The 25,516-nt window shown below is 67.2% G+C and carries 22 protein-coding genes and 1 pseudogene; 10 read left to right on the top strand and 13 right to left on the bottom strand.

Translation table 11 applies throughout. From position 1 onward, the window contains the following. The first annotated feature begins 179 nt into the window (after positions 1–179). The 3 genes and pseudogenes from L1F06_RS24485 to L1F06_RS25055 all read left to right on the top strand — a co-directional run bounded on the left by L1F06_RS24485 (position 180) and on the right by L1F06_RS25055 (position 2,278). Entirely contained in the window at positions 180–980 is an 801-nt protein-coding gene (locus L1F06_RS24485; RefSeq protein WP_129483701.1) for an alpha/beta fold hydrolase, read from the top strand. A gap of 56 nt (positions 981–1,036) precedes the next feature. Then, positions 1,037–1,915 (top strand): alpha/beta fold hydrolase, encoded by an 879-nt coding sequence (locus L1F06_RS24480; protein ID WP_129483700.1) that lies wholly within the window; start codon positions 1,037–1,039, stop codon positions 1,913–1,915. A gap of 3 nt (positions 1,916–1,918) precedes the next feature. Further along, a pseudogene (locus tag L1F06_RS25055) lies at positions 1,919–2,278 on the top strand (DUF7079 family protein). Between the two features lie 4 nt (positions 2,279–2,282). Here L1F06_RS25055 and L1F06_RS24465 read toward each other — a convergent pair. After that, complete coding sequence (locus L1F06_RS24465) at positions 2,283–2,678, bottom strand: DUF3301 domain-containing protein (RefSeq protein ID WP_003241240.1); 396 nt, start codon at positions 2,676–2,678, stop codon at positions 2,283–2,285. A 122-nt stretch (positions 2,679–2,800) separates the two neighbouring features. Here L1F06_RS24465 and L1F06_RS24460 point away from each other — a divergent pair, with 122 nt between their 5' ends. Further along, the gene (locus L1F06_RS24460; protein ID WP_096825138.1) at positions 2,801–3,334 is read left to right on the top strand and encodes a TFIIB-type zinc ribbon-containing protein; all 534 of its coding nucleotides are present in this window, start codon (positions 2,801–2,803) and stop codon (positions 3,332–3,334) included. A gap of 76 nt (positions 3,335–3,410) precedes the next feature. On the opposite strand, the gene L1F06_RS24455 is transcribed toward L1F06_RS24460, so the two are convergent. Then, a complete protein-coding gene (locus L1F06_RS24455; protein WP_003241237.1) occupies positions 3,411–3,896 on the bottom strand; it encodes an acyl-CoA thioesterase in 486 nt (161 codons plus the stop codon). A gap of 105 nt (positions 3,897–4,001) precedes the next feature. Between L1F06_RS24455 and L1F06_RS24450 the strand changes: the two genes are divergently transcribed. Beyond that, positions 4,002–4,718: a tetratricopeptide repeat protein gene (locus L1F06_RS24450; RefSeq protein WP_129483699.1), complete on the top strand. Its 717-nt coding sequence runs from the start codon at positions 4,002–4,004 to the stop codon at positions 4,716–4,718. Continuing rightward, positions 4,715–5,971 carry a hypothetical protein gene (locus L1F06_RS24445; RefSeq protein ID WP_129483698.1) on the top strand — a complete coding sequence of 419 codons (1,257 nt, stop codon included), beginning with the start codon at positions 4,715–4,717 and terminating at the stop codon, positions 5,969–5,971. The genes L1F06_RS24450 and L1F06_RS24445 overlap by 4 nt, the downstream gene beginning before the upstream one ends. A 7-nt stretch (positions 5,972–5,978) precedes the next feature. Here the strand turns inward: L1F06_RS24445 and L1F06_RS24440 are convergent, their stop codons facing one another. Together L1F06_RS24440 and L1F06_RS24435 are read right to left on the bottom strand one after the other, a co-directional pair. Further along, entirely contained in the window at positions 5,979–7,346 is a 1,368-nt protein-coding gene (locus L1F06_RS24440) for a glutamine synthetase family protein (RefSeq protein ID WP_129483697.1), read from the bottom strand. 73 nt (positions 7,347–7,419) lie between these two features. Continuing rightward, the gene (locus L1F06_RS24435; RefSeq protein WP_129483696.1) at positions 7,420–8,811 is read right to left on the bottom strand and encodes an aspartate aminotransferase family protein; all 1,392 of its coding nucleotides are present in this window, start codon (positions 8,809–8,811) and stop codon (positions 7,420–7,422) included. 204 nt (positions 8,812–9,015) lie between these two features. Between L1F06_RS24435 and L1F06_RS24430 the strand changes: the two genes are divergently transcribed. After that, a complete protein-coding gene (locus L1F06_RS24430; RefSeq protein WP_003241228.1) occupies positions 9,016–9,669 on the top strand; it encodes a GntR family transcriptional regulator in 654 nt (217 codons plus the stop codon). Between the two features lie 184 nt (positions 9,670–9,853). Here the strand turns inward: L1F06_RS24430 and L1F06_RS24425 are convergent, their stop codons facing one another. Then, positions 9,854–10,261 (bottom strand): SMI1/KNR4 family protein, encoded by a 408-nt coding sequence (locus L1F06_RS24425; protein WP_003241226.1) that lies wholly within the window; start codon positions 10,259–10,261, stop codon positions 9,854–9,856. A 105-nt stretch (positions 10,262–10,366) separates the two neighbouring features. Here L1F06_RS24425 and L1F06_RS24420 point away from each other — a divergent pair, with 105 nt between their 5' ends. Next, the gene (locus L1F06_RS24420) at positions 10,367–10,822 is read left to right on the top strand and encodes a GNAT family N-acetyltransferase (RefSeq protein WP_129483695.1); all 456 of its coding nucleotides are present in this window, start codon (positions 10,367–10,369) and stop codon (positions 10,820–10,822) included. Between the two features lie 66 nt (positions 10,823–10,888). Here the strand turns inward: L1F06_RS24420 and L1F06_RS24415 are convergent, their stop codons facing one another. The 5 genes from L1F06_RS24415 to uvrD form a co-directional block, all read right to left on the bottom strand. Beyond that, the gene (locus tag L1F06_RS24415; protein ID WP_129483694.1) at positions 10,889–11,743 is read right to left on the bottom strand and encodes a Tim44 domain-containing protein; all 855 of its coding nucleotides are present in this window, start codon (positions 11,741–11,743) and stop codon (positions 10,889–10,891) included. Between the two features lie 183 nt (positions 11,744–11,926). Continuing rightward, positions 11,927–12,508: a TetR/AcrR family transcriptional regulator gene (locus L1F06_RS24410; protein ID WP_129483693.1), complete on the bottom strand. Its 582-nt coding sequence runs from the start codon at positions 12,506–12,508 to the stop codon at positions 11,927–11,929. A 145-nt stretch (positions 12,509–12,653) separates the two neighbouring features. Beyond that, complete coding sequence (locus tag L1F06_RS24405; protein ID WP_129483692.1) at positions 12,654–13,736, bottom strand: TRAP transporter substrate-binding protein; 1,083 nt, start codon at positions 13,734–13,736, stop codon at positions 12,654–12,656. Positions 13,737–13,786: 50 nt separating this feature from the next. Further along, entirely contained in the window at positions 13,787–14,881 is a 1,095-nt protein-coding gene (locus L1F06_RS24400) for a TRAP transporter substrate-binding protein (protein ID WP_012020248.1), read from the bottom strand. 23 nt (positions 14,882–14,904) lie between these two features. Beyond that, the gene (gene uvrD / locus L1F06_RS24395; RefSeq protein ID WP_252576705.1) at positions 14,905–17,088 is read right to left on the bottom strand and encodes a DNA helicase II; all 2,184 of its coding nucleotides are present in this window, start codon (positions 17,086–17,088) and stop codon (positions 14,905–14,907) included. A 304-nt stretch (positions 17,089–17,392) separates the two neighbouring features. Here uvrD and L1F06_RS24390 point away from each other — a divergent pair, with 304 nt between their 5' ends. Next, the gene (locus L1F06_RS24390) at positions 17,393–20,275 is read left to right on the top strand and encodes an EAL domain-containing protein (protein ID WP_252576704.1); all 2,883 of its coding nucleotides are present in this window, start codon (positions 17,393–17,395) and stop codon (positions 20,273–20,275) included. A gap of 121 nt (positions 20,276–20,396) precedes the next feature. After that, entirely contained in the window at positions 20,397–21,059 is a 663-nt protein-coding gene (locus L1F06_RS24385) for a hypothetical protein (RefSeq protein ID WP_129483812.1), read from the top strand. A gap of 57 nt (positions 21,060–21,116) precedes the next feature. Here the strand turns inward: L1F06_RS24385 and L1F06_RS24380 are convergent, their stop codons facing one another. The 3 genes from L1F06_RS24380 to L1F06_RS24370 form a co-directional block, all read right to left on the bottom strand. After that, on the bottom strand, positions 21,117–23,720 hold the full coding sequence (locus L1F06_RS24380; protein ID WP_129483811.1) for a TonB-dependent receptor: 2,604 nt from the start codon (positions 23,718–23,720) through the stop codon (positions 21,117–21,119). Positions 23,721–23,825: 105 nt separating this feature from the next. Continuing rightward, positions 23,826–24,806 carry a FecR family protein gene (locus tag L1F06_RS24375; protein ID WP_252576703.1) on the bottom strand — a complete coding sequence of 327 codons (981 nt, stop codon included), beginning with the start codon at positions 24,804–24,806 and terminating at the stop codon, positions 23,826–23,828. A gap of 32 nt (positions 24,807–24,838) precedes the next feature. Next, entirely contained in the window at positions 24,839–25,360 is a 522-nt protein-coding gene (locus L1F06_RS24370) for an RNA polymerase sigma factor (RefSeq protein ID WP_129483809.1), read from the bottom strand. Between the last annotated feature and the right edge of the window lie 156 nt (positions 25,361–25,516).

Here is a 25,516-nt window from a genome sequence, read left to right as displayed (position 1 = left end):
GATCAATTCTCGAACCGGCACGGGCCGATTCTAGGGGGTTTGGCAAGTCAAGGCAAATAACCACTCGATAATTAGAAAGTTGTCTGGAAAGTTGATGGATTAACGCCCTGTGGATTGATTCGTTTATTGCGAGTCAGGGCACTTTATTGTTTGTCGTTAATGTAAGGAGTCGACCCGTGATGGACTATCTGCATTTACCCTCTGGCCGTATCGCCTATGTTTGCCGCGGCCAGGGCCCTGCGGTTCTGCTGCTGCACGGGCTGGGCTCCTCGTCGCTCGACTGGCAGCCACAGATCGAGCATCTGGCCCGGCACTTTCGGGTCTACGCCCTGGATCTGCGCGGCCATGGCCAGAGCGCGCCATTGCGCGCACCGGTGAGCATGGCCGAGCTGGCGGGGGATGTGGCCGACTTCATCCGCGCCCTGGATATCGAGCCGTGCGTGCTGGTGGGCATTTCCATGGGCGGCATGCTCACCTTTCAGCTGCTCGCCGATCACCCCGAGCTGCTGCGCGCCGCGGCGGTGGTCAACAGCGCGCCGAGCTTTCCCCTCGATAGCTGGAAGATCCGCGCCCAGGTCTGGCTGCGCCTGGTACTGGTACGCGCACTGGGTCTGCCGACGCTGGCGCGGCTGCTGGCCGGCAAGCTGTTTCCCAAGGCCGAGCAGCAGGCGTTGCGCGAGCAACTGATCGAGCGCATCGCCGGCAATGACCGCACCTCCTACCTGCACGCGATGCGTGCCATTCCCGGTTGGAGCGCGCTGCCGCGGGCAGCGCGGGCGGATATCCCGCTGCTGGTAGTAGCTGGTGACCGCGACTACACGCCGTTGGCCTACAAGCGCGCCTATGTCGGCCAGCTGCGCAACGCCCGTCTGGAGGTGATCGAAGACTCCGGCCACGCCACCCCGCTGGACCAGCCGCAGCGCCTCAACCAGCTGCTGCAGGCCTTTATCGCCGAACATTCGCCGCCCGTACCGGCCTGACGCGGCGTCGTCACGTCGCTACACTGGCCGCCGTCATTGGCTGCGGCTGGTCCTTCATGCAACTGCTTCCCTGGTCCCACTCCTGCTCTGCCGGCTTCACCCTGCGCGGCTGGCACAGCCCGCCCTCGGGCAAGCCGCTGCTGCATTTTCTGCACGGCAATGGCTACTGCGGGCGGGTCTACACGCCGATGCTGGCGCTGCTGGCCGAGGACTTCGACCTCTGGCTGTGCGACGTGCAGGGCCATGGCGACAGCGATCACGGTGGTCGTTTCCACGGCTGGAACCGCAGCGCCGAGCTGGCGGTGGAGGCCTTCGAGGCGTTGCGCGCGCCGTTCGGCGAGGTGCCGCGCTTCGCCCTCGGGCACAGCTTCGGCGGCGTACTGACCAGCCTGATCCTGGCTCGCCATCCCGAGCTGTTCCGGCGCGCCGTGCTGCTCGATCCGGTGCTGTTCAGCCCGGCGATGATCGGCGTCATGGCGTTGTCCGACGTGGTCGGCCTGGCCCAGCGCAACACCCTGGCGAGCAAGGCGCGCAAGCGCCGCCGGCAGTGGCCCGATCGTGCCGCCGCCCACGCTGCGCTGCACGGCCGCGGCATGTTCCGTGGCTGGGACGAGGCGGCCTTCGCCGCCTACATCGAACACGCCTTGAAGGACGTGGAGGGCGGCGTCGAGCTCAAGTGCCGGCCGAGCCGCGAGGCCGAGATCTTCGGGTCCTACCCGCGTCGCCTGTGGCCGTCGCTGGCCAAGGTGAGCACCCCGACCGAAGTGATTCACGGCGTGCACACTTATCCCTTCGTCGCCAGGTCGGTGGCGCGCTGGTGTGCGAGCAACGCCCATGTGCGCAGCCAGGTGGTGCCCGGCGGGCATTGCTTCATGCAGGAGCGGCCGGCCGACAGCGCGGCGCAGGCGGCCGATTTTCTGCTGCAGCGGAGCTAGGCGATGCAGGCAGGCCGGGAGGAGGTCTGGCTGGCGCTGGCCGATCTGTGGCTGGACATCGAGCTGGACGAGCCCTGGCTGCGCAGTATCGCCGCGGTGCTGCGCAACAGCGGCCTGGGCCGCGCCGAACTGGAGCGCATCTTCCACTAAGAGGTGGCGCCGCTGGTCTGGCTCAATCACTGGAGCACGGCCGGGGTGTGGAGCGCCTTCGATCGCGACTGGCTGCTCGAGGGCTGTCGGCGCAACCAGCTGCGTGGCGGCTGGCATCGTCTCGTCTGCCGGCTGCTGCGCCGGCCGATGACCTATGGTTGCCGCGCCGAATGGCGGCAGGTGCTGGCGCTGCTCGATGAGGAGCCGCGCTGAGGCCTCAGTCGGCCTTGCGTCGCCAGTCTTCCAGGCGGATCACCTTGTCGCGGCTCTGTACCGAAACCGGCTCGGGCTGTGGCTCCAGCACCGGGTGGGGCTCCAGCTGGATACGCCCCAGCTGTTGGCCGAACATGCTGATCTGCCCGCGCAGGCGCTGCTCGCCGGTAACGGTGAATTCGAAATCGTAGAGGCGCGCCAGGCGCCGGTGGCCGCGGGCATCGCGCTCGATGGCCAGGCGGCGCAGGGCGACGGCGCCATCGAGCAGCTCCACATCGAGCCGGGCGCAGTGCTGCTTGGCCAGTGTCAGGGCGCGTTCGCGAATGCCGTGACCGCGCCACAGCCAGGCGCAGACGGCAGCGAAGAGCATCAGCAGGAAGACATCGAACAGGTTGATCATGGTGACTCCGACGCGGGGAGACAGAGCTTAGCCTATCTGCCAGGCAGTTCTCAGCACCAGGTCTTGCCGTTGACGCCACTCTGCACTAGCGTGCGCGCACTTCACTGGAAAAGGACGTCACCATGCAGTGCCCCGCCTGCCGTACCCCACGTTTGCAACCCACCCAACTCGACGCCGGCCTGCATGGCTACGGCTGCAGCCAGTGCGCCGGCACCCTGGTCGGCCTGCTGCACTACCGTGACTGGGTCGAGCGTCAGCCGGCGACGGACGTCAGCGGCGAGTTCGCCGCCGAAGAGCAGGCCGACGACACCCGTCACGCCCTGAGCTGCCCCAAGTGCGCCAAGCTGATGAGCAAGTACCAGATCAGCGGTACCCGCGCCAATCGCCTCGACCTCTGCGGCAGCTGTGACGAGGCCTGGCTGGACAACGGCGAATGGCAACTGCTCAAGGCGCTGGAGCTGAGCCACAAGGTGCCGGCGATCTTCACCGACGCCTGGCAGCGTCAGGTGCGCCAGCAGGCCAGCGAAGAGGCGCGTCGCGAGCGCTTCACCCGTATCGCCGGCGCAGATGCCATCGCCCGCGCCGACGAAGTCCGCGCCTGGCTCAAGGATCATCCGCAGCGCCGCGAGCTGCTGTTCTACATCGGTCACGACTGAGCGGGCGCTCCCGGCTTCAGGTAGTGCGGGTGCACGCCGGCAGATATGCCGGCGGGTCGTATCCGCCCTGCGCCCCTCAGGCCTTCTCCTCGCTCAGGGCCTGATAGCGCTGCTGCAGCTCGGCGCGGATCTGCCGGCGCTGCTCGGCCTGGCGCTGACGGCGCAGGCCATCGGGAGTGTCCGGGTGCAGTTCCGGTACCGGCGCCGGGCGGCCGTGTTCGTCCATCGCCACCATGGTGAAGAAGCAGCTGTTGGTGTGGCGCACCGAGCGTTCGCGGATGTTCTCGGTGATCACCTTGATGCCGACCTCCATCGAGGTGCGCCCGCAGTAGTTCACCGAGGCCAGGAAGGTGACCATCTCGCCGACGTGCACCGGCTCGCGGAAGATCACCTGGTCCACCGACAGGGTCACCACGTAGCGCCCGGCATAGCGGCTGGCGCAGGCGTAGGCGACCTCGTCGAGGTATTTGAGCAGGGTGCCGCCGTGGACATTGCCGGAGAAATTGGCCATGTCCGGTGTCATCAGTACGGTCATCGTCAGTTGCGCGGTTCCGGCTTCCATCGCTGCTCCGAAAATCAAGTGAGGTGGCTAAGAGTAGGCCTGCGATGCAAGAAGCCCGCAATCTCGGCGTAAGATCAACACTTCCCTGTTGCAAGGATGCCATCCATGTCCATTCGCTCGAAACTTTCCGCTCTGCTGCTTCTGGTCGCGACCACGGCGCAGGCTGACGCTGACTGCACCAGCGCGGCGCAGTGCAATCAGCTTGGCAGCGCGGCCTATCAGGCCGGCCGTTATGCGCAGGCCATCGAGGCGTTCGAACGTCAGGTACGACGTGTCGAGGAGGGGGATACGGCACAACTGGAGCTGGCCCTGAACAACCTGATCCTCACCCATCTGCGTGCTGGGGACCCTGGCATGGCGCGCGCCTGGCTGGGCGTGGCGCTGGACAACCACCTCAGCGGCCCGTCGACCCGCCTGCACCTGGGCAAGGTGGCGGCCGCGCTGGATTATCCGGCACTGGGCGCCAGCCCGGTCGGGCGCTACCTGCGCTATGGCGGCCAGGCGGTGTGGAGCGAACTGCAGATCAGTGCCCAGCCTGGCGGTGGCTATCGGGCCAGCTTCTCGCCCCTGCGGGCGGGCGCGCGGGTCGAGGAGTACGGCCCGGCGGCCATCGGCGAGCTGGAGGGCAAGCTGGTCGGCGACGGCATACAGATGACGCTGGAGGATGCCGGCCTGGGCGCCGATTGTGCGGTGCAGCTGCTGCGTGAAGGCATCGAGCTGCGCGTGCTCGAGGTGTTTGGCGATGGCTGTCAGGACTATGGCGGCATGGGCATCAGCGTGGCGGGCCGCTACCTCAAGGTCGCCACGCAGGTGCGGCCTTGAAGCTGCGGCGCAGCGTGTGGCTGGCGGGCGCCTTTCTCGGGCTGGCGCTCCTGGCCGCTGCCGGTGCCTGGCTGCGCGACGAGGCGCCGACAGCCGAAGTGCGCAACTGGCTAACGCAGGTGCAGGGCGGGGCCCGGCAAAGCGCCGCCTACCTGTACCTGGCCGGGCTGGATGCGCCTGCCGAGCAGGCGCCGCAGCAGCTGGGAGCGTTGCGTCTGGCCGCCTATCAGGACTGGCTGACGCAGCGGGCCGCGGACCAGCCGCCGCCGGCAACCAGGGACGTGCTGCCCCTGCCGGAGGGGGACCTGCTCTGCCCGATCGAGACGCCGGGCTGCTTCGCCCGCGTGCTCGCCGCCGCCGGGCAGTTGCAGGCATTCGATGATGCCCATGGCCTGCTGCGTCAGCGCTATGAGCAGTTTCTCGCACTGGACGATTACCGCACCCTGCACGGGGCGGACATCAGCGCGCCGACGCTGCCGCTTGCCTATCTGCTCAAGGGGCAGCAGCTGTTCGATCTGCACGTTCTGCACGTCGCGCAGCAGGGCGACGGCCAGGCGGCGGGGCAGCTGCTGGCAACCGAACTGCGCGGGCTGCGCCAGCACCTGCGGCGTGCCGACAACCTGATCGTGAAGATCAGCCTGGCGCGCCTGGTGGAGCGCAACCTGCAGTGGCAGGCGCTGCTCTACCGCCACGGCCTGCTGCCGGCGGTCGGCGAGAGCGCGCCCGTCGAGCTGGCCGAGCGCTCGTTGCTGCAACCCCTGCAGCACGAGTTCGCCGGTGTGGCGCAGATGTTCGCCGGGCTGCGCGACGATCCGCAGGCAGACTGGGGCGAGCGCCTGCAACTCCGGTTGTGGTTCAAGCCGCAGATGACCATCAACGCCGCCTTGCCGCCCTATCTGCGGGTGGCCGAGTTGTCGCAGCTGGAGCCGGACGCCTTCGTCGAGGCGCTGCCGCACGCGGCGCCGATGAAGCCGAGCATCGGCTGGCGCAACCGTGTCGGCGATATCCTGCTGAGCATCGGCGGGCCGGATCTGCGCCTCTATGCCGCGCGCCTGCAGGATCTTGAGGCCCGGCGACGGCTGTTGCTGCTGGTCGGCGCGCTGCCGCCCGGCCCGCTGGAGGCGGCGAAGCTGGAGGCACTGGCGGGCCTGGACAATCCCTACTTCCCCGGGCAGCCGGCCGTGCTCGACGAGCAGGGCCGCCTGTGCTTCGTCGGGCCGCGTCTGCAGGAAGACCCCTGCCTGCTGCTCTGAGCGCGGCTCAGGCGTGGCTCAGGTACCAGCGCCAGTCCTGCTCGCCGACCTCGCCCATGAACTGGCGATACTCGGCCCACTTGATCGCCAGGAACACCTTGAGGAACTCCTCGCCCAGCGCCTCGCGCGCCCAGCTCGAACCTTCCAGGCTGCGCAGGGCGGTCAGCCAGTCGGTGGGCAGGGTTTCGCGGGCCTGCTCGTAGCCGTTGCCGACGATGGCCGTGCCGGGGTCGATCTGCTCGCGGATGCCCTTGTGGATACCGGCCAGGATCGCCGCTGCGGCCAGATAGGGGTTGGCGTCGGCGCCGCAGATGCGATGTTCGACGTGACGGCTCATGGCCGGCCCGCCCGGCACGCGGAAGGACACGGTGCGGTTGTTCACCCCCCAGCTCTTGGCCAGCGGCGCGTAGCTGTTGGCCTGGAAGCGGCGGAAGGAGTTGGCGTTGGGGCAGAAGATCGCCAGGGCGTCGTCGAGGGTGGCCATCATCCCGCCGATCGCATATTTCAACAGCGGCGTGCCCTGCGGGTCTTCCGAGGCCATCAGGTTATTGCCGTCGGCGTCGGCCAGCGACACGTGCATATGCAGGCCGCTGCCGGCCTGGTCGCCGAACGGCTTGGCCATGAAGCAGGCCTGCAGCCCGTGCTTGTTCGCCACGCCCTTGACCAGACGCTTGTAGCGCACGCCTTCGTCCACCGCCTGCAAGGCGTCGAAGCGGTGTTCCAGGGTCAGCTCGAGCTGGCCGGGGGCGTATTCGGAAATCGCCGTGCGCACTGGCAGGCCCTGGGCTTCGCAGGCGGCGTAGAGATCGTCGAGAAACGGCTGCACCTGCTCCAGCTCGTACACGCCGTAGACCTGCGGCGCCTGCGGGCGTACGCCATTCATCTGCACGGCGGGCTGCGGCCAGCCATTGGCGTCGCGCTGTTTGTCCAGCAGGTAGAACTCCAGCTCCACCGCCATCACCGGGTGATAGCCGTCGGCCTTGAGCGCGTCGATGGTGCGCGCCAGCACGTGGCGCGGATCGCCGGGCGTGGCGGGCAGGCCTTGGGTCGGGTGCATGCTCACCTGCACCTGGCCGGTGGGCACTGCGCGCCAGGGTTGCAGGCACAGCGAGCCGGGCAGGGGATAGGTCCAGCAGTCGGCGTCGGCCACTTCCCAGACCAGGCCGCTCTCCTCGACGTCCTCGCCCTGAATGGTCAGCGAGAGGATGGAGCTGGGCAGTGGCCGGCCGTTCTCGTACATGGCCAGCAGCTCGTCGCGATGCAGCAGCTTGCCGCGCGGGATGCCATTGGCGTCGATCAGCATCAGCTCGATGCTGCGCACCTCGGGGTGCTTGGCGAGGAAATCGCGGGCTTCCTGGGGATGGGCGAATTGCATGGTGCGGTCTCTAGTAGGGTGCGCCGTGCGCACCAAAAGGGGAACGGTGCGCACGGCCCAGGATTTTTCGGGACTATTCGCGGGCGCCGGGAATGGCCAGCAGCTCGCTCAGGCCCTGATCCAGGGTGGCGATCAGCTTGTCCACATCTTCGGCCGTGGTGCTTGGGCAGCACAGGGTCATATTGTGGAACGGGGTGATCAGGATGCCGCGGTTGATCAGGTACAGGTGCAGGGCCATCTGCAGCTCGTCATGGAACGCCGCCTCGGCCTCGGCGCCGGTGCGCGGCGGGGTGGCGCAGAACTGGAATTCGCAGCGCGCGCCCAGTTCGGTCACCGACCATTTCAGCTCGTGCTTGCCGATCAGCCGGCGGAAGCCTTCGGCCAGGCGTGCGGCCAGCGGCAGCATATGGTCGTAGGCCGCCTGGGTCATCACCTGCTCCAGGTTGGCGCGCATGCAGTGCATGGCCAGGGCGTTGGCCGACAGGGTGGTGCCCATGCCGCTGTGGCCGTGACCGTGGCTGTCTTCGCTGGCGCGCTGGCGCGCCTTGGTCATGGCGCCTGCCATCTCTGCGCTGCAACCGAAGATGCCGCACGGCACGCCACCGGCGATGGGCTTGCCGACCACGAAGAAGTCCGGGTCGAGGTTCCACAGCCTGGTGCAGCCGCCGATATCGGTGGAGATGGTGTGGGTTTCGTCGATGATCAGCAGGCTGCCGTACTGGCGCGTCAGCTCGCGGCATTTCTGCATGAAGCCCGGATCGGGCAGCACCATGCCGATGTTGGTCATCGCCGGCTCGCAGAGCAGGGCGCAGACGTCGCCTTGGGCCAGCGCCGCTTCCAGCGCTGCGACATCGTTGAAGGGAATGGCGCGGCTGTGCTCGGTCAGGTCGTAGGCCTGGCCGACCAGGCCCGAGCGGTGCACGGTCTCGCCGTCTCTATGGCGCACCATCACGTCGTCGACGGTGCCGTGGTAGCAGCCGTCGAACACCAGCAGGGTCTTGCGCTGTGTGATGGCGCGCGCCCAGCGCAGCACATAGCGATTCGAGTCGGTTGCCGTGGCGGTCACCTGCCAGTACGGCAGACCGAAGCGCCGGGCCAGCAGCTCGCCGCAGACCACGGCGTCCTCGCCGGGCAGCATGGTGGTCAGGCCGTTATTGGCCTGCTCGGCGAGGGCGCGGGCCACCGGGTCCGGCGAGTGGCCGAACATGGTGCCGGTGTCGCCCAGGCAGAAGTCGATGTACTCGTGACCGTCCACGTCGAAGAAGCGTGCGCCCTTGGCGCGTTCGACGAACAGCGGCACCGGCGTCGACCAGTCGGCCATCCAGTGCATCGGTACGCCGCCGTACAGCGAGTGGCGGGCGCGCTCGGCCAGGGCCACGGACTTAGGATTGCGCTCGAGAAAGCGCGCGCGCTCCCGGGCGACGAAAGTTTCCACGGCGCTTGGGCTGATACCGCTGGCAGTCATGTTGAACACCTCGTTCGAATTTCCACACATGGTATTTTGTGATCACAAAAATGGCAAGTTATCCCGTAAGCGTTGATTTGAGGTAGCATCGGCCTGATTATGTGATCACAAATAGCATTGACGCTTATCGATTGGAGAACACCATGCGCAACTGCCTGCTGACCCTGAGCCAGCTTCCTGCTCCGCCACGAGGACGCTGACAGCATGAGCGACAATCTGCAGGAGCAGCTTTATCAACGTATTCGCGAGGGTCTGCTGGCCGGACGCTTTCAACCGGGGCAGGCCCTGAAGATCCGCGACCTCGCCGCGCAGTGGGGCACCAGCCCGATGCCGGTGCGCGCGGCGCTGCAGCGGCTGGTGGCCGAGGGCGCGCTGGAGGGCGAGCAGCAGCGCTCGGTGCGCGTGCCGGCGATGACGCGCGAGCGCTACGAACATATCTTCCAGGTACGCCTGGGCCTGGAAGGCCTGGCGGTGGAGCTGGCCACGCCACGCCTGAGCCGCGACGACCTGGCCCTGCTGCGCGACTGCGTGCAGCGTATGGAAGTGGCCATCGAACAGCGTCAGGTGCAGGACTACCTGAGTGCCAACAGCCAGTTCCATCTGCAGCTGTATGGCGCCTGCGGCAACCCGGTGCTGGTGCGTTCGATCGAGTCGCTGTGGCTGCAGATCGGGCCGTTCTTCAACCGCCTGTTCACCGGCGCCGACCTGTCGCTACGGCTCAACGACTTCCACGAAGAGGCCTTCGCCGCCATCGAGGCTGGCGACGCCAAGGCCGCGCGGCAGGCCATGGAACAGGACCTGATCTACTTCGCGCGCTTTTTGCTCAACCTGCTGGCGCTGGAGCAGGGCGAGGGATGAGGCGGTGCGCCGTAGCCTGGGTACAAGCCGGCGCAGAAGGACGATAGATGACGTACCGGACACCCGCGGCGGGTGCGCCGTGCCCCGGCCCTGCGCAACGCCGTAGGGTGCGCCGCGCGCACCGCGCATGCTGCTGGATTGCGCGAGGCGGGTGCGCATGGCGCCCCCTACGGCGAAGGCGGGCTCAGCTCTCCAGCCAGACGTCGCGGCACCAGTGCCAGACCGAGTCCCAGCTCTCGTCGGTGAGCTCGCCCTCGTCGCCGTCCCACAGCCACACCTGGCCCTCGACGTCCACTGCGTAGTAGTCGCGGCCGTCCTGGCACAGCGGCACCAGGTCGCGCGGCAGGCCCAGGCTCCAGGCTTCGGCGGCGACTTCCGGCAGGTAGGTGTGCGAATGCGGATCGCTGGCGGTCACCGGCTCCAGGCGGCCATAGACCACGTCGCTGACCTTGAGCAGGAACTCGCGCAGCTCGAAGGGCAGGTGGATGAGGATCTGCTCCTGAATCTCCACCAGGGTTTCCTCGTCCGGCAGCTCCAGCGGTACCGGGACGGGCTCGTTGAGTTCGCGCAGCTGTTCGATGACTTCTTCCACGGCGTCGGCTCCTCATCATGGGGGATCGGCTTTATACAGTAGCCGGCTGGCAGAATGAAAACATGTCGCCATCACCCCATAATGGCGCTTTTGCGGAGTTCTCCAATGTCGTCTGTCACCTGGCACTGCCTGCATCACCGCGAACTCGATGCCGCCACGCTCTACGAGCTGCTGGCGCTGCGCACCCAGGTGTTCGTGGTCGAGCAGAAATGCCCCTATCTGGAAACCGATGGGCAGGACTTGGTCGGCGATACCTGCCACCTGCTGGCGCGTGAGGGGAATGCGCTGGTGGGCTATCTGCGCCTGCTCGATCCGCAGCGCATGGGCGGCGAGGTGGTCATCGGCCGGGTGGTGATTGCCGAGCAGGCGCGTGGCACCGGCCTGGGCCACAGGCTGATGGAGCAGGCCCTGGCCGAGTGCAGCCAGCGCTGGCCGGGCGTGGCGGTGTATCTGTCGGCGCAGGCGCACCTGCAGGGCTATTACGGGCGTTATGGCTTCGCGGCGGTGACCGAGGTCTACCTGGAGGACGACATCCCGCATATCGGCATGCGCCGCAGCTGAAACGCTGGCCTCGGCTGCAAATGAAAAAACCCGGGCTAGCCCGGGTTTTTTATGGGTACCGCGCGATCAGTTCTGGCGGATGCCGGCAATCAGCCAGGGCTGGTTGTCGCCCTGGGCGCGCTCCAGGCGCCAGCTTTCGCTGAACGGCTCGCCCTGGTCGAAGCGCGAGGTCTTCGACACGCCGCTGAAGGTCAGGGTGGCGATGGTCTTCTCGGCGTTGTCGTCGACGCCATCGAGCTGGACCTGAAGCTCGTCGATGTAGGTGGACTGGAAGCCGTCACCCAGTTCGGCGCGCTCGCGCTTGAGGAATTCCAGCAGCTGCGGGGTGACGAATTCGGCGATCTTGTCCATCTCGTCGGCGTCCCAGTGCTGCTGCAGGTTCATGAAGTGCTCACGACCGGCGGCGATGAAGTTCTGCTCGTTGAACCAGGCCGGGGCGTTGATCACCGGAGCGGCCGAGGCCAGGCGCGCGCCGAAGATATTGCTACCGGCTGCCGGAGCGTTGCTGGCGTTCGGCATTTCACGCTGGTACGGCGCGCCGGCGGTGGCCGCTTGCGGCTGCTGCTGGGCGCGACGGGCGGCGAGGAAGCGGAAGAGCAGGAAGGCGATCAGGCCGAAGATCAGAAAGTCCATGATCTGCAGGCCTTCGAAGCCGTCACCCATGAACATCGCGGCCAGCAGGCCGCCGGCGGCCAGACCGGCCAGCGGGCCGAGCCAGCGCGAAGCGCCGCTGGCGGCAGCGGCAGGTTGCTGACGGCCAGGGGCCGGGGCTGCCTGTTGAGCTGGCGGAGTGGCCTGACGGGTCTGGTGGCTGGGGGCGGAGCCGAAGGACTTGCCACCGCCGAAACGCTTGGCGTGGGCTTCGAAGCTGAAGGTCAGCGCCAGGCACAGGACCATGGCGATACTGAGGAAACGCTGCATCAGGGTCTTCTCTCTGAAGTAAGTGCGTGGGCGGCATCTTGCCCGCCGTAGCCGGCAATGGCCAGTGACAGAATGTTTCCGGCTTTTGCCCGCCGAGCGTGGAGGGTAAGGGGCGCCGTGCGTACCGCGGGCCGCTGACATGGAAACCTGGTGCGCACGGCGCACCCTATGGCAGCCCGGATTTCACGGGCGCCGCAGCAGCATGGTCAGCGGGCCGCAGCGCAGCTGGCGGCGCAGGAAGGCGCGAAACTCGGCCGCGTCTTCCTCGGGATGGCGCAGCCAGTGCACGAAGCTGCGCAGGTAGGCGCCGGTGAGCAGGCTTTCCTCGGCGATGCGGCACAGGTGCTGGGTTTGTCGCCCGGCCGCTTCGCGCCACCATTGCACGGTGCGGCTGACGCGCATCAGGCCGAGTATCTGCAGGTGGATGTGCCCGGGTTCGAGCTTGTACAGCAGCATCTGCCCGGTGACCGAACGGTGCGCGGCCAGGCTGTCGAGCCAGGCCAGCAGGCAGATTTCCAGGCGCTGCTCGGCGTTCAGTGGCGCCAGATCGGCCTGGCGGGCACGGGCCAGCATGGCCTGGTCGGCGCGGTCGAACCAGGTTTCGACCAGGGCATCCTTGTCGCGGTAATGGCGGGCGATATCGTCCAGGCCAATGTCGAGCGCGGCGGCCACTTCGAACAGGTGCAGACGCTCCCAGCCGCAGACGTCGGCCAGTTGCAGGGCGGTATCGAGGATCTGGGCGGGGTCGGTCGGCTTTTTCTTCATCCCTGAAGTATGGCCGCCGGCGCTTGAGCTGGCGTCTGGAACGACAAACGGAGCCTTCAGCGGCCGGGGCGTGCGGCGCACCCTCCGTGGTGAGGCTGCCACGGGTAGGGTGCGCCATGCGCACCGCCGGCGCCAATCGCCGTGCTCAGCGCCAGTCGTACAGCTCCTTTTCCGACAGCGCATGCATCGAGGTGGCGAGCGCCTGGAAGGCCTGCATCGAGGCCCAGATGCGGCCATTGAGGTCGCTCTGCGCAGCCAGCTCGCCGAGCACCTGTTCGGTCTCGCGTTGCATGGCCTGCAGCACCTCGTCGGGGAAGCGCTTGAGCAGCGTGCCGCTCTTCTTCAGCTCGTCCAGGGCCAGGGCGTTGTGGTAGACGTAGTCGTCCATCATGTCCTGGGTCGAGGCGCGTGCCGCTTCGGTGACGATGGCCTGCAGGTCGGCCGGCAGCGCATCGAAGGCCTTCTGGTTGATCAGCAGTTCGAGCACCGACTGCGGCTCCTGCCAGCCCGGGTAGTAGTAGTACTTGGCCGCCTTCTGCAGGCCGAAGGCCAGGTCGTTGTAGGGGCTGACCCAGTCGGTGGCATCGATGGCGCCGGTCTGCAGCGCGGTGAAGATCTCGCCCCCCGGCATCACCACGGTGGTGGCGCCGAGGCGGTTCCAGACTTCGCCGCCAAGGCCCGGCATGCGGATCTTCAGGCCCCTGATGTCGGCCAGGCTGTTGATTTCCTTGTTGAACCAGCCGCCCATCTGCATGGTGCTGTTGCCGGCGGTCAGTGGCTTGAGGCCGAATGGCGCGTAGGCTTCGTCCCACAGCGCCTGGCCGCCGCCCTTGCTCAGCCAGGCGTTCATTTCCTGGGTGGACAGGCCGAAGGGCACCGCACCGAAGAACTGCGCGGCCGGCACCTTGCCCTTCCAGTAATAGGGCGTGCCGTGGCCGAGTTCGGCGGTGCCGCGCGACACCGCATCGAACACTTCCAGCGCCGGTACCAGCTCGCCGGCGGCGTAGACCTTGATGGTCAGGCGCCCGGCACTCATGGCGTTGACGCGCTCGGCCAGGCGCTCGGCCGCGGTACCGGTGCCAGGCGCGTTCTTCGGCCAGGTGGTGACCATCTTCCAGTGGAAGGTCTGGGCGGGCGCGGCGGTCTGGTCGGCCGGCGCGGAGTCGTCCTTGCAGCCGATCAGGCCGAGGGTGAGCAGGGGCAGTAGAAGCAGCGAACGAAGACGCATCGGCAGTTATCCCTAAGAAAAACGGGGCTTTTCGGCCCCGTTCAGTTGGCTCATCGCCAGTTGTACAGCTCTTTCTCGGTCAGCGACTGCATGGCGCTGGCCTCTTCGAGGAAGGCCTTCTGCGAGGCCCAGATGCGGCCGTTGAGGTCGTTCTCGGCGGCCAGGGACTCGAGCACCACGCCGGACTGCTCGCGCATGGCCTGCAGCACTTCGTCCGGCAGACGCTTGAACTGCACGCCTTCGCTCTTCAGGCTTTGCAGCGCCTTGGCGTTGTTGAACACGTAGTCGTTCATCATGTCCAGGGTGGCGGCGCGCGCGGCCTCGACGACGATGGCCTGCAGATCGGCCGGCAGCGCGTCGAAGGCCTTCTGGTTGACCATGGATTCGACCACGGCCTGCGGCTCCTGCCAGCCCGGGAAGTAGTAGTACTTGGCTGCCTTGTGCAGGCCGAAGGCCAGGTCGTTGTAGGGGCCGACCCAGTCGGTGGCATCGATGGCGCCGGTCTGCAGGGAGGTGAAGATCTCGCCGCCGGGCAGGTTGACGGTGATCGCGCCGAGCTTGCTCCAGACTTCGCCGCCAAGACCCGGCATGCGGATCTTCAGGCCCTTGATGTCGGCCAGGCTGTTGATTTCCTTGTTGAACCAGCCGCCCATCTGCATGGTGGTGTTGCCCGCCGACAGCGGTTTCACGCCGTAGGGGGCATAGGTTTCGTCCCACAGCGCCTGACCGCCGCCGTGGCTGAGCCAGGCGTTCATTTCCAGGGTGGAGAAGCCGAACGGCACGCTGCTGAAGAACTGCGCGGCCGGGACCTTGCCCTTCCAGTAGTACGGGGTGCCGTGGCCCATCTCGGCGGTGCCGCGGGAGACGGCGTCGAACACTTCCAGCGCCGGCACCAGCTCACCGGCGGCGTAGACCTTGACGGTCAGACGTCCGGCGCTCATGGCGTTGATACGCTCGGCCAGGCGCTCGGCAGCGGTGCCCAGGCCGGGGAAGTTCTTCGGCCAGGAAGTGACCATCTTCCAATGGAAGGTTTCTGCGGTTTTGGCGGCGGCTTGCTCGCTACCGGCCTTGTCGTCCTTGCAGCCAACCAGGCCGATGGCGGCGAACAGCGCCAGAGCGGCGCCGAACAGATTGCGGCGATTCATCGATTCTCTCCAGATACGGTGTGCTAACAGGCTTCCAGCTTGGCGTACGCCAACATCAGCCACTTGCTGCCTTCGTTTTCAAAATTCACCTGCACCCGTGCCTGGGCGCCGGCACCCTCGAAGTTGAGAATGGTGCCCTCGCCGAACAGGCTGTGGCGTACCCGTTGACCCAGGTTGAAGGGTGTCTGCGGCACGGCGCTGCCGGCGAACAGGCTGCCACCGCTCATCGAGCTGGTGCTCACCGGACGGCTGACGCTGTTGCTCAGACGCACTTCCTGAATCAGCGGTGCGGGGATTTCGCGGACGAAGCGCGACACCTTGTTGTAGGTCTCGCTACCGTAGAGACGCCGGGTTTCGGCGTAGCTGATCACCAGCTTCTGCATGGCACGGGTAATGCCGACATAGGCCAGGCGGCGTTCTTCTTCCAGTCGGCCCGGTTCTTCCAGGCTCATCTTGTGCGGGAACAGACCCTCTTCCATGCCAACCAGGAATACCAGCGGGAATTCCAGGCCCTTGGCGCTGTGCAGGGTCATCAGTTGAATGCTGTCCTCGTTCTCGGCGGCCTGGGTGTCCCCGGCCTCCAGCGAGGCGTGAGTGAGGAAGGCCTGCAGCGGGGTCAGCTCGTCGTCTTCGTCGTTCTCGAAGGCGCGCGCGGCGCTGACCAGTTCCTCCAGGTTCTCCACCCGTGCCTGGCCCTTCTCGCCCTTTTCCGCCTCGTGGTAGGCGAGCAGGCCGCTCTGCTCGATGACCACCTGGGTCATCTGGTGCAGGGGCATGGCCATGACCTGCTCGGCCAGGCCTTCGATCAGCTCGATGAAGCCGCCCAGCGCGCCGGCGGCACGGCCGGGCAGCGCCTTGACGGCGAGCATGCGGCGGATCGCCTCCCACATGGAGAGGTCCTGGGCGCGGGCGAACTCGCGGATGCTCTCGACCGTCTTCTCGCCGATGCCGCGTGCCGGCACGTTGACGATGCGCTCCAGCGCCGCGTCGTTGCCGCGCCCGTCGAGCAGGCGCAGATAGGCCATGGCGTTCTTGATCTCGGCGCGCTCGAAGAAGCGCTGGCCGCCGTAGATGCGGTAGGGGATGCGCTCGCGCAGCAGCGCCTCTTCCAGCACTCGAGACTGGGCGTTGGAGCGATACAGAATGGCGATCTCGCTGCGCTTGAGGCCGTCCTTGCGCAGGGCGTCCTCGATGCTCTCGACCACGTAGCGCGCTTCGTCGTGTTCGTTGAAGGCGGCGTACAGGGCCAGCGGCTCGCCCTCGCCGCCGTCGGTCCACAGCTCCTTGCCGAGGCGCCCGTTGTTGTTGGCGATCAGCGCGTTGGCAGCTTTCAGGATGCCGGCGGTGGAGCGGTAGTTCTGCTCCAGGCGGATCAGCTGGGTGTCGGGGAAGTCGCTGGAGAACTGCTGGATGTTCTCGATGCGCGCGCCGCGCCAGCCGTAGATCGACTGGTCGTCGTCGCCCACCACCATCAGGCTGTCGCCGCCCTTGGCCAGCAGACGCAGCCAGGCGTACTGCACGGCGTTGGTGTCCTGGAACTCGTCCACCAGGATATGACGGAAACGCCGCTGGTAATGCTCGAGCAGGCCCGGCTTGTCGCGCCACAGGTCGAGGGCGCGCAGCAGCAGCTCGGAGAAGTCGATCACCCCGGTGCGTGCGCAGGCCGCCTCGTAGGCCTCGTAGATGCCGCGCATGGTGGCCAGGAACAGGTCACCGCCGGCCTGGATGTGCTGGGGTCTGAACCCCTCATCTTTCTGCCCGTTGATGAACCACTGCGCCTGCTTGGCCGGCCAGCGCTGTTCGTCCAGGCCCAGTTCGCGGATCACCCGCTTGATCAGGCGCTGCTGATCGTCGGAGTCGAGAATCTGGAAGTTCTCGGCCAGCCCGGCCTCCTGCCAGTGCGCGCGCAGCAGGCGATGGGCCAGGCCGTGGAAGGTGCCGACCCACATGCCGGCCGGGTTGTGGCCGAGCATCTGCTCGATGCGGTGGCGCATCTCGGCGGCGGCCTTGTTAGTAAAGGTCACCGACAGGATCGAGTGAGGCGAGGCGCCCATCGCCTGGATCAGGAAGGCGATGCGGTGCACCAGCACGCGGGTCTTGCCCGAGCCGGCGCCGGCCAGCACCAGCTGGCGGCCGAGCGGGGCGGCCACGGCCTGGACCTGGGCGTCGTTGAGCGAAGCGAGGAGGAGTTCGGGGTCGTTTTGCATCGCGGCATTCTAGGGGGCGCGGCAGGGGAGGGCAAACCGTCGGCCAGGTGAGGGGAAACTGGCTGGTCGCAACCGACGACCGGCAGGTCAGAGCGCCGATCTGCGTGGCCAGGCGGCCAATGGCCAGCATGGCCGGCCGGTACCCGCCGAAAGTTGGGCGTCAATCTGTGAAATTGCCCACATCTTGGTTGGGCAGCGCGTCTGTCTCGGGTATTCTCCGGCGACGTCAGGGCTTTGGCCACGCTCCGTGGCCCGCGACCGCAGCGCCGCAGACCCTTAGGCAACCATTACAAGAAAAGCGCCTATGACCGCCACCACCAGCGCCGTAGTACACGAGGTGACGCCGGACCCGCATCAGGCCGAACGCCAGTTCGCCGCGGACATCGCCGTCGAGCGCACCCGTCTGCTCTATCAGGGCTCGCGCCTGCCCACCCTGTTGATGTTGCTGGTCGGCCTGGCCTGCAGCCTGCTGCTGTGGCGCGAGGGCAGCGCGCCGCTGCTCGCCGGCTGGCTGGCCTGGGTGCTGTTGCTGGTGCTGCTGCGCCTGACTCAGGTGAATGCCTTCAATGCGGCGCTGCCCAGTCGCCAGGTCGAATCCTATTGGCGGCGCAACTTTCTCTTCGGCGCCGGCGCTTCGGGGCTGACCCTGGCCTTCGCGGTGATCGTGCTGGTGCCGCCGGACGTGTTCTATCAGCAGGCCCTGGTCTATGGCCTGATCGCCGCGGCGATCCTCTCGGCCAGCGTCGCCTATGCCGTCAGCCTGTCGGCCTTTCTCACCTTCGCCCTGCCCTGTCTGTTGCCCTCGGCAGCCTTTCTGCTGCTCAGTGACAACAGCCTGCAGCGCGGCTGGGGGCTGCTCAGCGTCATCCTCTTTCTCGCCCTGCTGGTGGTGGCCTGGCAGGTCAACCGTCTGGTGCAGCGCAGCCTGCTGCAGCGCTTTCACAACCAGGCGCTGATCGCCAACCTGGAACATGCCAAGCAGCGTGCCGAAGGCCTCAACGAGGAGCTGGCGCGCGAGGTGGAGCAGCGCCGCCGGGCCGAGCGCGAGTTGCGCGGCGCCCATGGCGAACTGGAGATGCGCGTGGCCGAGCGCACCCTGGAGCTGGACGAGGCGACCCACGCCCTGGGCAAGAGCCAGGCGCGTCTGGCGCTGGCGCTGGAGGCCAGCGAGCTGGGGCTGTGGGACTGGGACCTGGAGAGCGACCAGGTGCACCATTCGCACCTGCGCGAGCTGTTCGGCCTGGAGCCGGAGCAGGTTCAGGTGATGTTGCGCGACCTGACCCCGCGCCTGCATCCGGATGACCTGCCGCGCCTGCGCCGGGCGCTGGTGGAGCACATGAAGGGGCGCAGCGAGGACTATCAGATCGAATACCGCGTGCGCCACGTCGACGGCCACTGGGTCTGGGTCGAGGACCGTGGCCGTGCGGTCGAGCGCGATGCCGCCGGCCGCGTGCGACGCATGCTCGGCACCCGCCGCGACGTCAGCGCGCGGCGCCAGCAGGAGCAGGAACAGCGCCTGGCGGCGACGGTGTTCGAGGCCGCCAGCGAGGGCATCTTCATTCTCGACCCCGATTACCGCGTGCTGGCGGTCAACCGTGCGTTCAGTGCAGTGACCGGCTACAGCCGCGAGGAAGTGGTGGGGCGCACGGTGACCAGCCTGATCGGCAGCCGCGAGATACGCAGGCAGTACCAGATGATCCGCCAGGAGCTGGACGGCAGCGGCAGCTGGCAGGGCGAGCTGATCGAGACGCGCAAGAGCGGCGAACTCTACCCGCAGTGGCTGCAGCTGAATCTGGTGCGCGATGCCAGCGGGCGGCCCAGCCATATCGTCGGCTTCTTCGCCGACCTGACCGCGCGGCGCGAGGCCGAAGAGCGCCTGCGCTACCTGTCGCATTACGACGAACTCACCGGCCTGGCCAACCGCAGCCTGTTCAAGGAGCGCCTGCACGAGGCCAGCCAGCGCGCCCGGCAGAGCGGGCGCAGCATCGCCCTGGTGCATATCGACCTGGACCGCTTCAAGCTGCTCAACGACAGCCTCGGCCATGAGGTGGCCGACCAGCTGCTGCGCCAGATGAGCCGCCGCCTGACCCAGGCCGTGCCGGAAGCCGACTGCATCGCGCGGCTGTCGGGCGACGAATTCGCCATCCTTCTCGATGCCTACGGCAGCCTCTCCAGCCTGGCGCGGGTGGCCAGCCGGCTGCTGGCCAAGCTGCGACTACCGATGGACGTCGGCGGTCACGAGCTGGTGGTCAGCGCCTCGCTGGGCATCAGCCTGCTGCCGGACTATGCGCGCGAGATCGGCGCGCTGATCAGCCAGGCCAACATGGCCGTGCAGCATGCCAAGCACCTGGGCGGCAACACCTTCCAGTTCTTCACCGACAACCTGCAGGCCTGCACCCTGGAGCGCCTGCAACTGGAAAACCAGTTGCGCAAGGCTATCGAGGAGGGCCAGCTGGAGGTGTTCTACCAGCCCAAGCTGAACCTCGCCGACGACCAGCTCAATGCCGCCGAAGCCCTGGTGCGCTGGCGCCATCCGCAGCAGGGGCTGGTGGCGCCGGGCGAGTTCATCGGCCTGGCCGAGGAAACCGGGCTGATCGCGCCGATCGGCGAGTTCGTCCTGCGCCAGGCCTGTCGCCAGGCGCGCCAGTGGCAGCAGCAGGGGCTGGCGGAGATCCGCGTATCGGTGAACATCTCGGTGTATCAGCTGCGCCAGGGCAACCTCACCAGCCTGGTGCGCCAGGTGCTGGAAGAAACCGGCCTGGCCCCGCAGTACCTGGAGCTGGAGCTGACCGAGAGCCAGCTGCTGGACAACGTCGACAGCGTCGTCGTCACCTTCCGCCAGCTGCGCGAACTGGGAGTGAAGCTGGCCATCGACGATTTCGGCACCGGCTACAGCTCGCTCAGCTACCTCAAGCGTTTCCCGGTGCACTACGTGAAGATCGACCAGACCTTCATCCGCGACCTGTCGCCGGGCGGCGAGGATGCGGCGATCACCCGCGCCATCATCGCCATGGCGCACAGCCTGGAGTTGAAGGTGGTGGCCGAGGGCGTGGAAACCCAGGCGCAGATGGATTTTCTCAAGAGTCAGAACTGCGACGAGATCCAGGGCTACCTGATCAGCCGGCCGGTGGAGGCCTGGGCCTTCGCCGAGCTGTTGCGTGCGCAGCGCGACGATCCGCTGGACTGAGCGGCGTTTCCTCTCTACCCAGGGCGATCCGCGATGCGCCGGCGTGACCGGCGCAAAGATGGCTGTGCCATCACGGGCACTACGGGATGCTGCAGGCCTCGGTCACGACAAGGAGTATCCGATGGCCAAAGCCCCATCCCTGAGCATGGCCCAGCGCCTGTTGCTGGCCTCGCAAAGCATGGCGCCCGTGGCGGTGAAGGCGGCGCTGGTGCAGCGGCTCGGCGCCGAGCAGGCGGCGCAGCTGTCGCCGCACATGGCGCCGGCGCAACTGCGCGAGCTGATTCTCGAGCTGCCCATCGCGTTCCTTGCCCAGGTCACCACCCATCTCGACCCACGCCTGATCCTCGACACCTACCTGGCCCTGCCGGATGAGCTGCATCTGCAGGTGGCGCGCCGGCTGTGCGTGATCGGCGCCTTCGCCACCGCCGCGCGCTACGCCGAATGCCTGTCGCCCAGGCAGGTGAAGGTGCTGATCTATGGCATCAACGATGCCGACCACGTGCTGCAGATCGCCCGGCATATCGTCGATATCGAGCTGATCGTGCAGAGCCTGCGCAGCTTTTCTACCGGTTACCTGTGCAGGCTCACCGAGGCCGCCGCCGCCGACCGCAACGTCGCCATTGCCGCCCGTGTGCTGGCCGGCCTGGCGCTGCCGCGCCAGGCGGACGTCTGCGCCCATCTCGCGCCGGCGGTGCTGCGTGAACTGCTGCCGCTGCTGCTGGAGGCCAACCAGGCGCTGCGCGAGTTGCTGCCAGAGCGTCTGCAGGACGCCCTGGCGCTGTAGGACCGCGCAACGACCTCGCCCCGGAAGCGGCCGTTGCGGCCGCTGCCAGCGACAGGCTCAGATGTCCCAGACCAGGTTGATCGAGACGTTGCGCCCCGGTTGGGTCAGGCGGTCGAGGTTGGCTGGGCTGGTCACGCCCGCTTCGCCAACGTCGTCGTAGCCGCGCACGTCATCCCACAGCCAGTATTTCTTGTCGGTCAGGTTGTACAGGCCGGCGTTGACGGTCAGGTCGTCGCTCAGTCGGTAATGGCCGGTCAGATCGAGGATGCCGTAGCCAGGGCTGGCGAACTGGCTGCCGCTGCCGTCGGGGCTGTTGAAGCTGCTGTCGTCGATACGCGTCTTGCGCTTGACCAGGGTCCAGCTCAGCAGGGCGCCGAACCGTTCCTGCTCGTAGCCCAGGCCGAACACGCCGGTCAGCGGGTTGATGCTGTTGAGCGCTTCGCCGGTTTCCTCGTTGCGACCGCGGGCGTAGGCGATGGAGCCCTGGGTGTACAGGCCGTCCATGGCGCCGAAGCTGTCCAGATCGAGACGGCCTTTCAGTTCGACGCCGCGGATGCTGGCACGGCTGACGTTCCGGCTCTGGAACACGGGGATGGCGCCGCGGCTGCCAGCGGCATCTTCGTCGAGGAAGTCGCGGTAGCGGTTGTAGAACAGCGCCAGGTCGAAGCTGCCACTGGCGAAGTTGCCGCGCAGGCCGGTCTCCAGGCCGCGGCTCTTCTCCGGGTCGAGATCCGGGTTGGGCTCGACGATGTAGGACGGGTTCGAGTTCTGGAAACGCCCGTACATTTCCTTGGCCGTCGGCGTGCGGAAGCCCTCGGCGTACTGGCCGAACCAGGTGTAGTGATCATCGAAGGCATAGGTGACGCCGAGCTTGGGCGAGACGCGCTGCCAGGTTCGGCTGGCGCCGCTGGGTTCGCTGCCGCCGCCGATGGCGGTGGCCTGGTAGCGCTCGGTGATCGTCGGATCGAGGTGGGTGCGGTCGTAGCGCAGGCCCGGCAGGAAGGTCCACTGCGCCCAGCGGATCTCGTCCTGCAGGAACAGGGCGTAGGTGGTGACGGTCGGGTCGGGGAAATCGCTCTGCGGCGTCAGGTTGTCGCTGGCGTTGCTGCTCGGCGAGCCGACGCCGCCGCTGCAGGCGGCGCCAATGGCGGCGTTGCAGATGCCGTAGCCGGTGCGCAGGCCGCGCACCTCCTGATGCTTGAGGGTCAGACCATAGGTCAGCAGGTGGTCGGTGGCGCCCAGGGCAAAGGCCTTGTCCAGCTGCGCGTCGAATAGCCACTGACGATCCTTGTAGTAGGTGTCCCGATAGCGCATGACGTCGCGGGTCACCGCGCCGGTGAAGAAGTTGGTGGGAACGTAGTTTTCCACCGTGCTCTGGTCGGTCTTGGCCAGCTGGTAGTTCAGGCTCCATTTCAGCGTGTCGGCCACCGGGTTGTGCAGCGCCAGGCGATGTTCCAGGCCGAAACGCTCGCGGGTGATGGTGTCGTTGGCGTTGCGCGAGCGGTAGTAGCCGAAGCCGCTGCCGGCATTGAACGGCCCGCCGACGGCGCTCAGCTGGTTGCTGTCGCGGTCGTCCTTGTATTTCTCGTAGGTCAGTTGCAGGCGGTCGCTGTCGTTGTAGTTCCAGCCCAGCTTGGCCAGCAGGTTGGTGGTGCGCACGTCTTCGGGGTTGGCCCGTGTGCGATTCAGGCCGCTGCCGCCGGTGTCGCCGTAGGATTCGGTCTCATGGCCGTCGCGCCGGGACAGGTGCAGCAGGGCGTCGAACTGTTCGTGACGGCCGGCCAGCGTCGCCGACTTGAGCCAGCTGTCGTCGGCCGAGCTGTAGCCGGTCTTCAGGCGCGCGCCGACCTCCCTGCCGCTCTTGATGATGTCGTCGGCATCCAGGGTGAAGTAGCTCACCGCACCGCCGATGGCGCTGCTGCCATATAGGGCCGAGGCCGGGCCGCGGAGGATTTCCACGCGCTTGACGATTTCCGGGTCGACATAGTTGCGATGGGTCTGGGCGTAGGGGCCATAGAAGAAGCTGGCCGGTATTTCCACGCCGTCGATCTGCGTCAGCACGCGGTTACCGTCGATGCCGCGGATGTTGTAGCCGGTGAGGCCGGCGCGCTGGCCGCTGCCGCCGACGGAGACGCCGGGTTCGTAGCGCACCAGGTCCTGGATGTTCTCCACGTTCTGCCGGTCGAGCTGCTCGCGGCCGAACACGCTGACCGAGCTGGGCACCTCGCTGACGCTCTGTTCGCGGCGCGTGGCGGTGACCGTCATCGGCTGCAGGGCGATGGACTGGGTGGGGTTGCGTACCAGAATCACGCTGCGCTCGCCGACGCTGCGGTAGCTCAGGCCGGTGCCTTCGAGCAGACGTGCCAGGGCCAGCTCGGCGGAAAGGCGCCCGCTGGTACCGGGCGAAGAGACTCCATCGGCCAGTTGCGCCGGCAGGCCCACCTGCCAGCCGGTGATGTCGCTGAAGCTGTTCAGCGCCGAGACCAGTGGCTGGCGCTCGATTGCGAAGTGGTAGCCGCCCTGGTTGTGCTGCTGCGTCGCCGGCGTCGGCTCGGTGGCATGGGCCAGCGGCAGGCCGGCGCAGGCGATAGAGAGTGCCAGCAGCGACAGGCTGGCGGTGGACAGTCGCGGGAAATGCGGGCGCCTGGTGTGAAGGGGCATCGGTGTGCTCTCTGCGGTGTCGTCGGAAGGTCAGTTAATGCGAATTATTTGCATTGTTCTGACGGGACGAACGAGGCCCTGCGAGAGCGTAAAAATTCTGTTTTCTCAGTTGAGGATCAGCAGCGCCGGGTACTCGTGCAGTTGCGCCGAGGTCACCTGGGCCAGCGAGCGCATGATGCTGGCCGGCTCGCTCAGGCGGTAGTTGCCGGTAATGCGCAGGTCGTTCAGGCGGGCATTGCCGTTGATGATCCAGCCCGGGTAGTAGCGGCGCAGTTCATCCAGCACTTCGTGCAGCGGCCGGTCGTCGAACACCAGCCGCCCCTGCACCCAGGCCAGCTGACTGGCGCTGTTGGCGCGGGTGCGCTGGCCGACCCCGTCCGGGCCGACGCGGATGCTGTCGCCGCCGCGCAGATGGATGCGCGTGTCGTTGCCGCGCGCATGCACTTCGATCTCGCCGTGTTCGACGCTGACTTCGGCGGCGTCGCCCAGGTAGCGCACGGCGAAGGCGGTGCCGCGCACCGACACCCGCACCGGGCCGGCGCTGACTTCGAAAGGCCGGCTGCTGTCCTTGGCGACGTCGAAGTAGGCTTCGCCGCGCAGCAGCTGGGTGACCCGCTGGCGCTCGTCGATGCGGCTGGTGAAGGCGCTGTCGGTGTTGAGCAGCACGCGCGAGCCGTCGGCCAGCTGCAGGCTCTGGCGCTGGCCGACCGCGGTGACGTGGTCGGCACGCAGGCGCAGCAGCAGGTCGCTGTGCAGGGTGATACCGACCACCAGCAGCAACGAAGCGGCAATGGCCAGGCCTGGGCCGAGGCGTCGGGCGCGCTTCGGCGCCGGCTGCCGGCGCTGCTCCAGGCGCGCTGCGGCGCTCACCAGGGCAGGCGATTGCCAGCAGCGCTGGGCGCGCGCAAAGGCTTCGGCGTTGGCCGGCGAGGCGGCCAGCCACTGGGCGAAGCGCGCCTGGCAGGCCTCGTCGGCATCCTCCAGCAGGATCAGCCAGTCCAGCGCCTGCTCGAGCGGCGTATCGCTGTCCGGAGTGGGGGCCGGCTGCTGCTGCATGGGGCTGGTCTCGAGGCGTGGGACGCTCATTCTGGCCGAACGCGCCGGTAGGCGATAGTCGCTCATGTCGGCGGGGTGAGGCGGTCGAGCAGGGTCATGCACAAGGCCATGATCAGCTTGAGTTCCTTCTGCACCGTGCTGGGCGACACGCCCAGTTCCGCGGCGATCTGTGCATAGCCCTGACCATGCAGGCGGCTGAGAATGAAGATGCGCTGCTGGCGCTCGCTCAGCTGTTGCAGGGCACTGCCCAGGCGCTGCAGCAGACGCTCGGCGTGCAGGCTGTCCTCGCTGGAGGAGCCGGGCGCCGGGACGGCCTGCATGACGTCCTCCGGCACGTCGTCGAGCATGGTGCGCGACTGCATGCGCTCGCGGCGCAGGTGGTCGAGCGCGAGATTGCGGCCGGTCTGGAAGAGAAAGGGTTCGAGGTGGTCGACGGGTTTTTCCCGCAGGCTGCGGGCGACCCGCAGGTAGGTCTCCTGCACCAGCTCCTCGGCGATGCTGGTGTTCTTCACGATTTTCACCAGCGTGCGCAGCAGCGGGGTGCGCTGGCTGATGAACACACTGTCTAGATGGGAGAGGGTCACTGGCAATTCCGCTTCGCCGACTACGCCGCAAATGATAATCAGTTTTAATTGAGGTGGCTAGCGCACGGCCTTGTTCCTGCCATGCGTCATGGCCGGTCGCTTGGGGGCGCGGCTATTTTTACGGCGTCTGGCGGGTTCGTTCGTCTGTATAAGGCA

Origin of the sequence: Pseudomonas hydrolytica, from assembly GCF_021495345.1 — a bacterium.
GTDB classification, from domain to species: domain Bacteria; phylum Pseudomonadota; class Gammaproteobacteria; order Pseudomonadales; family Pseudomonadaceae; genus Aquipseudomonas; species Aquipseudomonas hydrolytica.
This window is presented reverse-complemented; position numbering and strand designations above follow the sequence as displayed.

Bases quoted from the DNA above. Each gene is read 5' to 3' on its own strand.
- L1F06_RS24380 (WP_129483811.1), bottom strand. From the start codon at position 23,720: ATGCCCCTTCACACCAGGCGCCCGCATTTCCCGCGACTGTCCACCGCC.
- L1F06_RS24405 (WP_129483692.1), bottom strand. From the start codon at position 13,736: ATGCGTCTTCGTTCGCTGCTTCTACTGCCCCTGCTCACCCTCGGCCTG.
- L1F06_RS24420 (WP_129483695.1), top strand. From the start codon at position 10,367: ATGTCGTCTGTCACCTGGCACTGCCTGCATCACCGCGAACTCGATGCC.
- L1F06_RS24430 (WP_003241228.1), top strand. From the start codon at position 9,016: ATGAGCGACAATCTGCAGGAGCAGCTTTATCAACGTATTCGCGAGGGT.
- L1F06_RS24435 (WP_129483696.1), bottom strand. From the start codon at position 8,811: ATGACTGCCAGCGGTATCAGCCCAAGCGCCGTGGAAACTTTCGTCGCC.
- L1F06_RS24400 (WP_012020248.1), bottom strand. From the start codon at position 14,881: ATGAATCGCCGCAATCTGTTCGGCGCCGCTCTGGCGCTGTTCGCCGCC.
- L1F06_RS24455 (WP_003241237.1), bottom strand. From the start codon at position 3,896: ATGGAAGCCGGAACCGCGCAACTGACGATGACCGTACTGATGACACCG.
- L1F06_RS24415 (WP_129483694.1), bottom strand. From the start codon at position 11,743: ATGCAGCGTTTCCTCAGTATCGCCATGGTCCTGTGCCTGGCGCTGACC.
- L1F06_RS24450 (WP_129483699.1), top strand. From the start codon at position 4,002: ATGTCCATTCGCTCGAAACTTTCCGCTCTGCTGCTTCTGGTCGCGACC.
- L1F06_RS24390 (WP_252576704.1), top strand. From the start codon at position 17,393: ATGACCGCCACCACCAGCGCCGTAGTACACGAGGTGACGCCGGACCCG.
- L1F06_RS24410 (WP_129483693.1), bottom strand. From the start codon at position 12,508: ATGAAGAAAAAGCCGACCGACCCCGCCCAGATCCTCGATACCGCCCTG.
- L1F06_RS24460 (WP_096825138.1), top strand. From the start codon at position 2,801: ATGCAGTGCCCCGCCTGCCGTACCCCACGTTTGCAACCCACCCAACTC.
- L1F06_RS24480 (WP_129483700.1), top strand. From the start codon at position 1,037: ATGCAACTGCTTCCCTGGTCCCACTCCTGCTCTGCCGGCTTCACCCTG.
- L1F06_RS24385 (WP_129483812.1), top strand. From the start codon at position 20,397: ATGGCCAAAGCCCCATCCCTGAGCATGGCCCAGCGCCTGTTGCTGGCC.
- uvrD (WP_252576705.1), bottom strand. From the start codon at position 17,088: ATGCAAAACGACCCCGAACTCCTCCTCGCTTCGCTCAACGACGCCCAG.
- L1F06_RS24375 (WP_252576703.1), bottom strand. From the start codon at position 24,806: ATGAGCGTCCCACGCCTCGAGACCAGCCCCATGCAGCAGCAGCCGGCC.
- L1F06_RS24440 (WP_129483697.1), bottom strand. From the start codon at position 7,346: ATGCAATTCGCCCATCCCCAGGAAGCCCGCGATTTCCTCGCCAAGCAC.
- L1F06_RS24465 (WP_003241240.1), bottom strand. From the start codon at position 2,678: ATGATCAACCTGTTCGATGTCTTCCTGCTGATGCTCTTCGCTGCCGTC.
- L1F06_RS24485 (WP_129483701.1), top strand. From the start codon at position 180: ATGGACTATCTGCATTTACCCTCTGGCCGTATCGCCTATGTTTGCCGC.